At 67.9% G+C, this 11,729-nt stretch carries 10 protein-coding genes, 1 tRNA gene and 1 pseudogene; 5 read left to right on the top strand and 7 right to left on the bottom strand.

All coding sequences use genetic code 11. The features are described from left to right. From JYK17_RS40800 to JYK17_RS30950, 3 genes and pseudogenes are all read left to right on the top strand, one after another. A pseudogene (locus tag JYK17_RS40800) lies at positions 1-849 on the top strand (hypothetical protein); the annotation flags it as partial. Between the two features lie 147 nt (positions 850-996). Then, positions 997-2,553, top strand: coding sequence for an amino acid permease (locus JYK17_RS30955; RefSeq protein WP_108015720.1), 1,557 nt, complete (start codon positions 997-999; stop codon positions 2,551-2,553). Positions 2,554-2,652: 99 nt separating this feature from the next. Beyond that, positions 2,653-2,725: transfer RNA gene (locus JYK17_RS30950), tRNA-Lys, on the top strand. A gap of 130 nt (positions 2,726-2,855) precedes the next feature. Here the strand turns inward: JYK17_RS30950 and JYK17_RS30945 are convergent. The 6 genes from JYK17_RS30945 to JYK17_RS30920 form a co-directional block, all read right to left on the bottom strand. Continuing rightward, entirely contained in the window at positions 2,856-4,787 is a 1,932-nt protein-coding gene (locus JYK17_RS30945) for a S53 family peptidase (RefSeq protein WP_222811652.1), read from the bottom strand. A gap of 90 nt (positions 4,788-4,877) precedes the next feature. Beyond that, positions 4,878-6,071: a M23 family metallopeptidase gene (locus tag JYK17_RS40795; RefSeq protein WP_128802323.1), complete on the bottom strand. Its 1,194-nt coding sequence runs from the start codon at positions 6,069-6,071 to the stop codon at positions 4,878-4,880. Next, a complete protein-coding gene (locus tag JYK17_RS30935) occupies positions 6,059-6,427 on the bottom strand; it encodes a thiol-disulfide oxidoreductase DCC family protein (RefSeq protein WP_128802322.1) in 369 nt (122 codons plus the stop codon). The genes JYK17_RS40795 and JYK17_RS30935 overlap by 13 nt, the downstream gene beginning before the upstream one ends. Then, positions 6,420-7,508 carry an HTTM domain-containing protein gene (locus tag JYK17_RS30930; protein WP_222811651.1) on the bottom strand — a complete coding sequence of 363 codons (1,089 nt, stop codon included), beginning with the start codon at positions 7,506-7,508 and terminating at the stop codon, positions 6,420-6,422. Before JYK17_RS30930 ends, JYK17_RS30935 begins: the two co-directional genes overlap by 8 nt. Then, a complete protein-coding gene (locus JYK17_RS30925) occupies positions 7,505-8,113 on the bottom strand; it encodes a DUF5819 family protein (protein ID WP_128802320.1) in 609 nt (202 codons plus the stop codon). Before JYK17_RS30925 ends, JYK17_RS30930 begins: the two co-directional genes overlap by 4 nt. Before the next feature lie 293 nt (positions 8,114-8,406). After that, the gene (locus JYK17_RS30920) at positions 8,407-8,799 is read right to left on the bottom strand and encodes a hypothetical protein (protein WP_128802319.1); all 393 of its coding nucleotides are present in this window, start codon (positions 8,797-8,799) and stop codon (positions 8,407-8,409) included. A 243-nt stretch (positions 8,800-9,042) separates the two neighbouring features. Here JYK17_RS30920 and JYK17_RS30915 point away from each other — a divergent pair, with 243 nt between their 5' ends. Both JYK17_RS30915 and JYK17_RS30910 read left to right on the top strand, forming a co-directional pair. Continuing rightward, positions 9,043-9,711 carry a response regulator gene (locus JYK17_RS30915; RefSeq protein WP_222811650.1) on the top strand — a complete coding sequence of 223 codons (669 nt, stop codon included), beginning with the start codon at positions 9,043-9,045 and terminating at the stop codon, positions 9,709-9,711. Further along, the gene (locus JYK17_RS30910) at positions 9,708-10,820 is read left to right on the top strand and encodes a sensor histidine kinase (protein WP_222811649.1); all 1,113 of its coding nucleotides are present in this window, start codon (positions 9,708-9,710) and stop codon (positions 10,818-10,820) included. The genes JYK17_RS30915 and JYK17_RS30910 overlap by 4 nt, the downstream gene beginning before the upstream one ends. 285 nt (positions 10,821-11,105) lie before the next feature. On the opposite strand, the gene JYK17_RS30905 is transcribed toward JYK17_RS30910, so the two are convergent. Next, positions 11,106-11,597, bottom strand: coding sequence for a TSCPD domain-containing protein (locus tag JYK17_RS30905; RefSeq protein WP_128802316.1), 492 nt, complete (start codon positions 11,595-11,597; stop codon positions 11,106-11,108). Positions 11,598-11,729: the final 132 nt, after the last annotated feature.

Genomic DNA, 11,729 nt, shown 5'->3' with positions numbered 1-11,729 from the left:
TCGGTGCCGGAGCAGTCGGTGGCGCCGGATGCGGACAGGGCGCCGGCTTCGTCGTCGTACGAGCGTCGGGACCGCCGTGACGACCGTCCGGCCGGGCGTTCGTTCGAGCGTCGTGATGACCGTGGCGGCTTCCGTCGTGACGATCGTCGGGACAACGACCGTGGTGGGTTCCGTCGTGATGACCGTCGGGACGGCGACCGTGGTGGCCGTTCGTTCGAGCGTCGTGATGACCGTGGCGGCTTCCGCCGTGATGATCGCCGGGACAACGACCGTGGTGGGTTCCGTCGTGATGACCGTCGGGACGGCGACCGTGGTGGCCGTTCGTTCGAGCGTCGTGATGACCGTGGCGGCTTCCGCCGTGATGATCGCCGGGACAACGACCGTGGTGGGTTCCGTCGTGATGACCGTCGGGACGGCGACCGTGGTGGCCGTTCGTTCGAGCGTCGTGACGACCGTGGCGGCTTCAACCGCGACCGTGACCGTGGTGACCGTGGCTTTGAGCGTCGTGACAACGATCGTGGCGGCTTCCGCCGTGACGACCGTCCGGCCGGGCGTTCGTTCGAGCGTCGTGACGAGCGTGGCGGTCACCGTGGCAGCGACCGTCCGTTCAACCGTGACCGCCGTGATGACCGTCCGGCCGGGCGTTCGTTCGAGCGTCGTGACGAGCGTGGCGGTCACCGTGGCAGCGACCGTCCGTTCAACCGTGACCGCCGTGATGACCGTCCGGGTTTCCGCTCGGGTGGCCATGACCGCCCGTACGGCCGTCGGGACGACCACCGTGGCACCGGTTCCGGTTCCGGTTCCTTCGGGCGTCGTGACGACAAGCCGCGCTGGAAGCGCAATGGCTGACGTCTGACGTCGGGTTGACGTGTAGCAGGGCCCGTACGGCTTCGGCCGTACGGGCCCTGCTGTCGTCCGGGCGTCGGCGATAACTTTTGGCCAACGCCCCTGCTGTGTGGCGCATGTCACGCGCATGGCGAGGGAATCGCTGGGGGCATGACAGATGACGCCAAGGTGAGTGGGCTGTCTGATGAAGAGCGGCTGGCCCAGCTCGGTTACACCCAGGTTCTCGCCCGCCGCATGTCGGCGTTCTCCAACTACGCGGTCTCGTTCACGATCATCTCGGTCCTCTCGGGCTGTCTGACGCTGTATCTGTTCGGCATGAACACCGGTGGCCCGGCGGTGATCACCTGGGGCTGGGTCGCCGTGGGCCTGATGACGCTGTTCGTCGGTCTGTCCATGGCGGAGATCTGTTCGGCCTATCCGACGTCGGCGGGTCTGTATTTCTGGGCGCACCGGCTGGCGCCGCCGCGGTCGGCGGCGGCGTGGGCGTGGTTCACGGGCTGGTTCAACGTGCTGGGCCAGGTGGCGGTGACGGCGGGCATCGACTTCGGGGCGGCGTCGTTCCTGGGCGCCTATCTGAACCTGCAGTTCGACTTCGAGGTGACGCCGGGTCGTACGGTCCTGCTCTTCGCCGCGATCCTGCTGCTGCACGGCCTGCTGAACACGTTCGGCGTGCGGATCGTGGCCCTGCTCAACAGCGTGAGCGTGTGGTGGCATGTGCTGGGTGTGGGGGTCATCGTGGGGGCTCTCGCGTTCGTGCCCGACCATCACCAGTCGGCGTCGTTCGTGTTCACGAAGTTCGTCAACAACACGGGTTGGGGCAGCGGGGTGTACGTCGTGCTGCTCGGTCTGCTGATGGCGCAGTACACCTTCACCGGCTATGACGCCTCGGCCCATATGACGGAGGAGACGCACGACGCGTCGACGGCGGGCCCGAAGGGGATCGTTCGGTCCATCTGGACGTCGTGGATAGCGGGTTTTGTCCTGCTGCTGGGCTTCACCTTCGCCATCCAGTCCTACGACAAGGAGTTGGCGTCGCCGACGGGTGCGCCGCCCGCGCAGATCCTGCTGGACGCGCTGGGGGCGACGGCGGGGAAGCTGCTTCTTCTGGTGGTGATCGGGGCGCAGTTGTTCTGCGGGATGGCGTCGGTGACGGCCAACAGCCGTATGATCTACGCCTTTTCGCGTGACGGCGCGCTGCCGTTCTCCCGCGTCTGGCACACGGTGAGCCCGCGTACCCGTACTCCGGTGGCGGCGGTGTGGCTGGCGGCGGCGGGCGCGTTGGTGCTGGGTCTGCCGTATCTGATCAACTACACGGCCTACGCGGCCGTGACATCGGTCGCCGTGATCGGTCTCTACATCGCCTACGTCGTGCCGACGCTGCTGCGGCTGTTGAAGGGCGACGACTTCGAGCGCGGTCCGTGGCATCTGGGCCGCTGGTCCCGGCCGATCGGCATCGTCGCGGTGACGTGGGTGGGCATCATCACGATCCTGTTCATGCTGCCGCAGGTCTCCCCGGTGACGGGGGAGAGTTTCAACTACGCCCCGGTCGCGGTTTTGGTCGTCCTCGGTTTCGCGACCGCGTGGTGGCTGGCGTCGGCGCGGCACTGGTTCCTCAACCCGGAGCACCACCGCAACCGCGCTCGGGCGGCGGCCCGCGCGGGGACCGCCGGAGGGACTCCCGGGACTCCCGAAAAGGTGGATCCCTGACACTCCGCCCTGATCTTCACCCCCGCCACGGCCGTGTCCCCGATACCCGATCGGAGACACGGCCGCGTCCGGCTATGCTCGGGGAGGCAACATCGCCAGGGGCCCTTAGCTCAATTGGCAGAGCAGTGGACTTTTAATCCATTGGTTGTGGGTTCGAGTCCCACAGGGCCTACGGGCGCAGGAGGAGATTTACCCCTCTGACCTGCGAAGAAGCGCCCCGACCGGCTTTGCTCGGTCGGGGCGCTTCGAGGTTCCAGTGCCTGTGCGTGAGCGACTGTGCCGGGTGACCGACGGGCCGGCCGTCAGCCGCTGTGGCGGCGGAACCGTCCGAGGTACGACGGGGCGGGCGAACCCAGACCGGAGGACAAGTCGTAGCCCTTGGTCGCGCTGAGGCCGTAGTCGTGGCCGAGCGTGTAGAGGAGGTATCGGTAGGTTCCGGCGTCCGGGCCCATGTCACGGATGACGGCGGTGGGCCGGACCGGGTCCCGGATGTCGTGGAAGACTCCGGTGTTCCGCATCGCGTAGAGCAGGGGGTTGGCGAAGCCCAGGGTGTGGCCGGACAGCTGCTCTGCGTCCGCCTGGAGGGCGGCGAAGGCCGGGGCGGCAGCCGAGGTGCCGCCGTAGCCGACCGTTTCGAACTGGCCGGACACCGTGTAGCCGATCACGACCGGTATGGCGCCGTCGCCCTCCATCGAGACGTCCGGTGTGGCGCGGTGGCCGTGCGCGAGGACGTGAGGGACGGTGCCGCGCTGGTACCAGGGCTGCTTGAAGTCGCTGGGCCCGCCCCCACTGCCGAACGTGAACAGGCCGGGTATGGGCTCCCACCCCGTGTTTTGAGGGGACAGGATCGACAGGTTGTCGCCCATGCTGGTCTCCCAGGCGTACCTGCCGTCCTTGGTGGTGGCCAGTGTCGTGCCGCCGATGGAGGTCACCCAGGGCGAGCCGCTCGGGAAGTCGGCCTGGGCCTGGGTGGTGTGCGGGTCGCAGTTGAGGCCGCCGGGGGTGGCGTCGGGTGACTGGTCGCCGCAGTCGCCGGCGGCGAAATACGTTCCGATGCCCTCGGCCGCTGCCTGTCGGAACAGTGCGTTCCACGCATTGAGGAGGGCGGGAGTCAGGTGCGGGGCGCTGGTGTGGATGACCTCGGCCCACGAGTTCGAGATGATGTCGGCGGCGTGATGGTCGATGACGTACGACTCGGCGTCCATGAGGTCCGTGTCCAGGCAGGAGTTGGCGCCGACGTAGAGAATGCGGGCGCCGGGCGCGTATCCGTGGGCCATCTCCACGTCCAGGGCCTGCTCGCCGGCCCAACTGGCCGGCGGCGCACAGGCTTTGGTGATGTTCCAGTCGGATGGGCTGACCCGTTCGCGGTACTGGCCCGGTTGGAAGGGGCGATCGCCGGTGGTCGTGGCGTAGGTGTTCGCGTCCTGTTCGGTGGTGGGGCTGCCGTACGCACCCACGATGGCGATGGTGCGACCCCTTCCGGTGGCGCCCGAGGCGGTCACGCCGTAGGCGTGGCGCAGCAGAGGTGGGGTGTAGGGGCAGGGGGCGAAGGTCTGCGTCTTTCCGTATGCCTTGGGGAGCGTGGTGGCCGGCCGTTCACCGAAGTAGGCGGAGCATACGGTTCGTTGGGTGTCGAGGTGAGGCTCGGTCCGGCCAAGGGGGCGGGCGGCGGCAGGCAGGTTGAACGAGAGTCCGTCGACAGCCTTCGCTTCCTGCGCCAAGGGGGCGGGGACGCGGATGTCGTCGACCGGCGCCTGGACCGTGCCCGCCGAGGTGTCGTAGCGGTGGATACGGGTGCCCAGCGCCGTCGCGAAGTGGGCTTCGGAGCCGGTGAGTTGGAGATAGTGCGGAGTGTCCTCGGTGATACGCAGGCCCGCGCTGGTGAGCCACCGCGTGATCCGGTTCCGGGCGCTGGGGGCGAGGCCGAAGCGTCTCCCGTACTGCGCCGGGGTGAGGTAGTGCCGGTAGTGGGGGCTCGTCGGTGTGGTGACTGCCGTGAGGAAGGCGTCGAGGCCGATCGGGTCGCGGGTGCCCAGGTAGAGGCGGGCGGTGAGGTTCGTGGTCGTGGGGATCCGACCGGCGTCCTCTGCTGCGGTGAGGTGGTCGGGGTGACTGCCGGGGACAGTCACAGGGCCTGGTGGCGCGGCGGCGTCGGCTGAGGGAGTAAAGCCGCCGAGGAGCGCGGTGAGAGCTGTCGCGACGGTGAAGGCGAGGCGTGTTCGGACAAATGGCATGGGTGTGCCTGCAGGCTTCCTTCGAGTGGTGGAACTGGGGCATTCCGGGCCACGGCATGTGCTGTCCCGAGGTGTTTCGGGTGTGGTGCGTCAGGTGCGGATCGCCCGCCCGCGATACAGCCGTTGGGGGATGTCGGTGAACTCCAGGTCCAGGCCGAGGCCGTCGCGTTCGGCGTGGATGTGCAGGTGGGGTTCGGTGGTGTTGCCGGTGTTCCCGACCTCGCCGAGGAGTTGTCCTGCGTGGACGGTGTCGCCCTTCGTCACGGTCACCGAGCCGGGGCGCAGGTGCGCGAGTTTGATGATCTCGCGGCCGGTGTCGAGGAAGACGTGGTTGCCGTAGGGCGGCTGGTATCGGATTTCGCCGGGCTTCTGGTCCTGGACCGTGTCGGCGGCGGAGATCACGCGGCCGTCGCAGGGGGAGTGGACGGGGCGGCCGTAAGCGGCGTATGCCCCCAGGTCCCCGCCTCGTCGTGTGCGGGTGCCGAGGGTGCCCAGGGCGACCAGGTCGAGGGCACCGCGCTGTTCCGGTACCTGAGCGTGGTGGTTGAGCATGCGGCCGCCGCCCTGGACGACGTACCACGTGCCCACCAGCGGGAACCGCAGTGGTCGCGACAGAGGTGCCCGCCAGCGATGGCGGCGCGCGGCGACGACCAGCCACAGGGATCCCGCCAGGAGCACGAGGCCACCGGCAAGGCGCAGCGCACCGTGGCCGTTCGGCAGGCCGGGGAGCCGCCACGCGGAGGCGAGGGCCGCGACGGCACCGGCCTCGACCGTACGGCGCAACAGGCGAGGCTGTTGCGCAGGTGCGCCGCAGCCTTCGACGATCACGTAGAAGGCTGCGAGGGTGGCCATGTCGCCGAGCCAGGCGGCGCGGTCGGCGGCTGTCCAGACGGTCAGGATGTTCCAGACGGTGACCAGAATCAGATACGTCGCCCACGTCACCGGCGCGGGCAGGCGCAGGCGGCGCCGGGGCGGCGTGTAGCGGGCGCCTTCGATGCGCAGGGCGCTGAGTTCGCCGCCCGGCGCCACCTGGGCCCAGGCGCGCACCTTGCCCTGGCTGCCGGACACGATCAGTCCGTCGGGACTTTCCGTCACCGTGTCGAGTTCCCCGATGCGGGTGAGCGTGGCGCGGACGATGCGCTGAAGAGTGTCCGCGCCCACCTCCTCCGTCACCCTCGGCGCAAGGCGAGGCCAGTCATCCGGATCCGCCGTGAGGAAGTGCTGCAGGGCGCGGGCCTCGGCCGGCTGCGGGGCATGCTGCGACTCGGGCGTCAGATCGTGCACGTACGCTCCCACGGGCCGGGGATGCGGTGCCGATTGCGGGCGGTCAACCGGTAGGCGGCCTCGGCCGTATGCCGTACGCCGGGCAGGGTGAGCGTTCGGCCCACGATGCGGGCTGTCGTGCCGCCCGTTGCGAACCATGCGGCGAACGCCTGTGCCCCACCATGGAGTTGGCCGGCCTGTACGAGCCACATGCGTTCGTGCGCTTCCTGCCGGGTCAGTCCGTACGAGGCCAGGTCCGCGCTCTGGTACGGCAGCAGTTGTCCGGCCAGGCGCAGATGGGGAGTTCGCGCGAGACGTGTCACGACGGCGCGGCAGAAGCCGCAGGTGCCGTCGAAGAGGACCAGGGGCTCAGACATGATCGTGGGCTCCCTTCCGGAGAGGCGAACCGGATACCCGGGGCGCGGAGCCGGTGAGCGGGGATGCTCGCCGGCTTCGAGTCTCAGGCGGCCAACTGGTGGCCAGTCGTGCGTACCTGGTCTGCGCTCGGCGCCACATCGACCGGTAGTCGTCGTCCCTGAGGCAGACACAGTCCGCACCGATCATCAGCAGCCCGAAGCAGACGAGGCCCATGAAGGCCGCGATGCCCAGGTGCATTCCTTCCAGGGCGAGAGTGTTGGCCTTGCGCAGCCAGGGCCGAGCGGACATCAAGGCGAATGGAAAGGCCAGTTCCATGAAGATCGTCGCGTACGAGACCGCTGTGCCGAGATAGGCATTGCCCATGAGGTGAGCGAAGGTGGCCGACATGCGAAATTCGGTCTCGCGGCTGATGTAGTACATCGCGACTCCGTCCTGCCAGACCTTGCCGAAGGTCTTCCAGTAGCCGGCCGCGAAGTACAGGACGGCGGTCTGGAAGACGATGAGGAACGCGGCGAGGTTGTGCAGCACGGTGGACACGGTCGGCGGTCGGTCGGAGGCGAGCAGCCTTTCGCGTCGTTTCTTGGCGCCGGGGGCGAAGTACGCGTTGGAGACGGTGAAGGTCAGGAAGATGATGAGGATCTGCGCGAGGTTGTCGCCGCCTTCCAGAAGATCCTGGTTCCTGTAGTGCAGTGACCACATCATCACCGCCTGCACCAGAGTGAGTACCCGGCCGCCGAAGATCATGAATGCCGCGGAGGTCAGGATCGTCGCGTGGAAGAGTAGTTCGAACCACGCCCGTGAGTCGCTCACCAGGTACAGCGAGAACCCTGCGTGCGGGATCTGCGCCGACGCCGTCGAGGGACTGTTGTACGCGTGGGGGCCCCACAAAAACTGCCGGTTGGAGTAGTCCGCGAGGCAGTAAAGGATGGTTGCGAAGCCGATGACCAGACGCATCAGAGAGAGGCCGATGAGCCGCCGCTCGTGACAGGCGAGCCGTATCGCAAACCTGTCCAGGCCGGCGAGTACGAACCTGCTGAGGGCGTTGCACGCACCGGCTGCACTGAGTAGACGCCTCGTCATTGAGCCACCCCGGGGACGTAGGCCATCCATGACGTGCGAAGCAGTCCCTTGACCTTCTCCACTGGGCGCGGATGCTCGTACCGCTCCGAAAACGGAATCATCGGCCGCGTCTTGAAGGTCGCCTGTACGGCGAGGATCCGGGCTCCGGGGTACAGCGAGTGGGCTCGGGCCGAGAAGAATCGCTGCATTTCCCCGAAGTCGGCCTTGTATCGCTTGTCCAGCTCCGCCTGGGCGGTTTTCCGTTGCACTGCGGGAAGCTTCTTGATCCGGGTGGCGGCGTTCGCGTAGTGGCTGCTCGTCTGGTCGAAGGCAAGCATGATTCCGGGCAGTTTCGTCGGGTTGATCCGGAAGTCGCGAGGAGCCTTGTCGATCGCGTCTTCGACCTCGACCGGGGCTGTCTCGACCACCTTCCCCTGATACTGAATTCTGGCTTGCAGGTAGACCAGGTTGTTGCTGGTTCCCGGCGTCGGGCCGAAGAGCTGCCAGTCCTGCCAGAAGTACGGCTCGAGTACCTTGCGGGCGGTCCCCGCCAGGCGCACGGAGGCCGGAGACTGCGGGGCGTTGTAAACGAGGCATGCCGCCGTGAAGGCGAGGACGGGCAGCATCCCGAGAACGACGCAGAGCCGGACTCGTACGGGAACAGAGGTCCGAGCAGTGGCGGGGCGGGAGCCGGGTGCAGGCTCGCCCGCGCCCGTCTTGCCGGGAGTCGGCATGACGTTTGATGGGCCAGGAGCTGACGTGCCTGGGTCCGACGCTTCAAGGGCTTTCGTGTGCGTTGCCATCCGAGAATGCATCCCCCATGTGAGTTAGGTCGGGGGGCCGCCCGACGCGTCTGGCGCGGCGCGTCGGGCAGCCGTGGCCGGGGGTCAACGCCGGCCGTTCACTTCCCGCTCAGCGTTCAGTTCGCGTCGAACTGCGCGTCGCCGGGGATGATTCCGTGCAGAGAAGCCGGGCTTGTCACCGGCCCACCACTGGACGAGGAGGACGACTCGGACGACGAAGAGGAGTCGCTGGACACCGACTTGAGCTTGGTCGTGACCTTCACCGCCGACTCCACGGCCTTCGCGCCGACGGCTCCGGTCACGCCGGCGACCACGTCGTTGGCGATGGCATGCAGGAACTGCGGGTTGGCGCCGCCATCGAGGACGGTTGCGCGCTGTACTGAATCACTGGCCGCAGTCTTCTGCTGGGGCAGGGACGACGCGGACGCGGTCGACGCCATCAGACCGCTCGACGCGGCGGCGACGACACCCACGAACACGGAGCCCGCTATGAACTTCTTGCCTCTCACAAGCCTTCCCTTCTCGAATGATCGGGTGGAGCAGGGCAGTTCACATCGATGCAGACGTCATGGTTCCGACAGGGGCACACGTGTTCCCATCCCCCGGTGTGACGTGATTTCGCGGCCCCGCTCCCCCAGTCGGGGGAGAACGCAACGCGCGTATCATCGGGTCACCAACAGCTCTTGAGTCGCACGGCGCACCCGAATGACCACCGGGTGCGCGAGGGAGCCACTGGCAGCCATGGGGGAGTCATGACCAGCGTGCTGATTGTTGATGACGAGTCATTGGTGCGGTCCGCTATACGCGCAATGCTCCAAAGTTCCGAATGCGTCGATCTGTGTGTGGTGGGCGACTGCTCCGGGCGAGAAGCGGTTCGGTTCGCCAGGGAGAGCGGAGCAGACGTCGTTCTGCTCGACCTGCGGATGCCCGATGTGGACGGCCTCACGGTGCTCCGCGGCATCAAGCGTTTGGCCGAACCACCGGCTGTCGTCATGATGACGCGGTTCGCAACTGATTCGGACGTGCTGCGAGCCTTCGGGGAGGGTGCCATCGGTTACCTCCTCAAGGACGCGACCGCCACCGAACTGGCCACCTCTGTACGGGAAGCGGCCGCGGGCTTTGGCGCTGTGTCCCGTCTCGTTGCGCCGACGGTCATCGACGGCTATCGCCGGTTCGCGTCCGTCTCGGTGCGGGACGCCGAGGCACGAAATCGTGCGGAGCAGTTCACGCAACGCGAGCGCGAAGTCCTCGAACTCCTGGGGAGCGGGCTCACCAACCGCGAAATCGCCGACTGTCTGGTCCTGAGCCCGGAGACCGTCAAGTCCCATGTCAGCGCGGTGCTCGCCAAGCTCGGCACCAAGAACCGAGTGCGGGCAGCGCTTGCCGCCGAACGGCTCGGGCTGCTCGACAAGTCGGCGTGACAGGCACGCGCAGGGCCACCGGCGAGCGGGCTGTCGATGCCGGCGTGCTGCTTCTCGCGGGGGTCGACCTGCTGCAGTGGCGCGCGCATGCACCGGGGTGGCATCCCCACCAGCTGGGCGTCTCCGTCATTGCTGTTCTTGCGCTGGTTCTGCGCGGCCGCTACCCGTTGTCGGTCCTCACGCTGACCTTGCTTGGCATGGCGGACGGCGACATCGTGCTCGCTCCGATCATCGCTCTCTTCCATGTCGGGCAGCGGTACTCCCTGCGCACCAGTGTCGTCTGTGCCACAGCTGTCACGGCCGTCGGTGTCTCGGAGTGCTTGCTGCCCGGGCGAGCGGCCCCGGACACGCTCCGGGGCTGGGTGATCTTTGTCGTCCACGCCGCCGCGATCTCGGCCGCGCCCACGGCGATCGGGCTCCAGTACCGTACCCGCAAGAAGCTCGCGGGCAGCTACATCGCGCTCAGGCGCAGCCGGTCCGAGGAACTGCGTCTGGTCCGCCGTCTCGCCTCCATCGAGGAGCGGTCCGCCCTGGCCCGCGCCCTGCACGATTCGGTCGGTCGTGCGGCGAGCCTCATCGCCTTGCGGGCCGAGGCTCTCGGCTCACGCGCGCGTGACAGTGACACCGCCGGCGACGCCGCTGCCATCCACGCGCTCAGCCGTCGGGCGCTCGAGGAGATGCGGGCCGTCACCGGCATGCTGCGTCCACAGGACGGCGATCCACGGGTGGGCAGTCTGCGCGAAATACCACAGCTTTTGGCTCGCGCGGGCCTGACGGACAGGGCTCGCATCGCTGTCGACGTGCCCGAACGCTGGCCGGGCGACGTCCAGAGCGCCGCCTACCGCGTTGTACAGGAGGCCCTGACGAACGTGGCACGACATGCGCCGGAAGCACGGATCGAGGTGACGGTCACTTCCTCGACCTTGGATGGTTCTCAGGAGCAACTGCTCGTGGAAGTGCGTAACGAGCCCACTGGTGTCGCTGTGCCGTCGATGCCGGGCGGCGGGAAGGGCCTTGCGGGCTTGGCTGAACAAGTAGCCCAAGTCGACGGCGAGTTCGAGTACGGAAAGACTGTGGATGGTGGTTTCTACGTACGGGCGGTGTTCTGAAGGGCAGCGGCGGTGGGAGACGGGGTCGGTTGGTACTCGTCGCGAGCCCAGGTCTTCGCGAGCTGAAAGCTGCCGCCAAGCGCCCCGCCGTGCGTGAGCGATGCGTGAGCGGATGATCTGGCAGAGACCGTCACGGCATGGACGGAGCGCGGGGCAGCACGCGCCCTGACCACATGGTTCCAGACACTGCAGCAGAGTCCGGAACCACCCAGCAAGCCTTGGCCAGGACTTTTAATCCATTGATTGTGGGTTCGAGTCCCACAGGGCCTACCGCGAGTACCCCCGTCATGGGGTGACCCCGGCCGGGACAAAGGTTCCGGTCGGGGTCGTTTTGTGTCCGAGGGCCTGCTGCGCGAGCCGTTCCTGAGCGGTCAGGACGCCGAGGTCGGCTCGGGTGGCGTAGGGCAGGTGGTCGAGGGCGAGGCGGCGGCCGACGTAGTCCATGACGGAGCAGGCCTGGCGGATGTCGGGGTCGTCGGTGGGGCCGGCGGGTTCGAAGCGGGTGCCGACGTAGTCCGCGACCAGGGTTTCCAGGGGGACGCCGTGCTGGAGGCCGCGGGTGACGGTGGTGGAGAAGGCGTCCAGCATGCCGGCGAGTGTGGAGCCCTGCTTGGCCATGCGGACCGCCACTGCGGCCACGCGGCCCTCGGGGGTGCGGGCGACGGTGAGGTATCCCTTGCCCTGGCCCACGGTGAAGGACCGGGTCGTCGACAGCATGCGCCGGGCGGGGCGGGGGACGGCCACCCGCGTCGTGCGATCCCCGAACCGATCCGTCATGAACGCCGTCACCTCCGCAAGTGCACATGCCTGTGCACACGTTGTGGGTACTCAACTGGCCTGTGGGCACAGGATGTTGGGGTCGACCATAAGCACGGGGCGGCGTGCCGCCAACTGCGGCACGCCGCCCCG

The sequence above is a fragment of the Streptomyces plumbidurans genome, from assembly GCF_019857225.1.
Classification (GTDB): Bacteria; Actinomycetota; Actinomycetes; order Streptomycetales; family Streptomycetaceae; genus Streptomyces; species Streptomyces plumbidurans.
The sequence above is the reverse complement of the archived record's forward strand: the minus strand, read 5'-3'. Positions and strand labels throughout refer to the sequence as shown.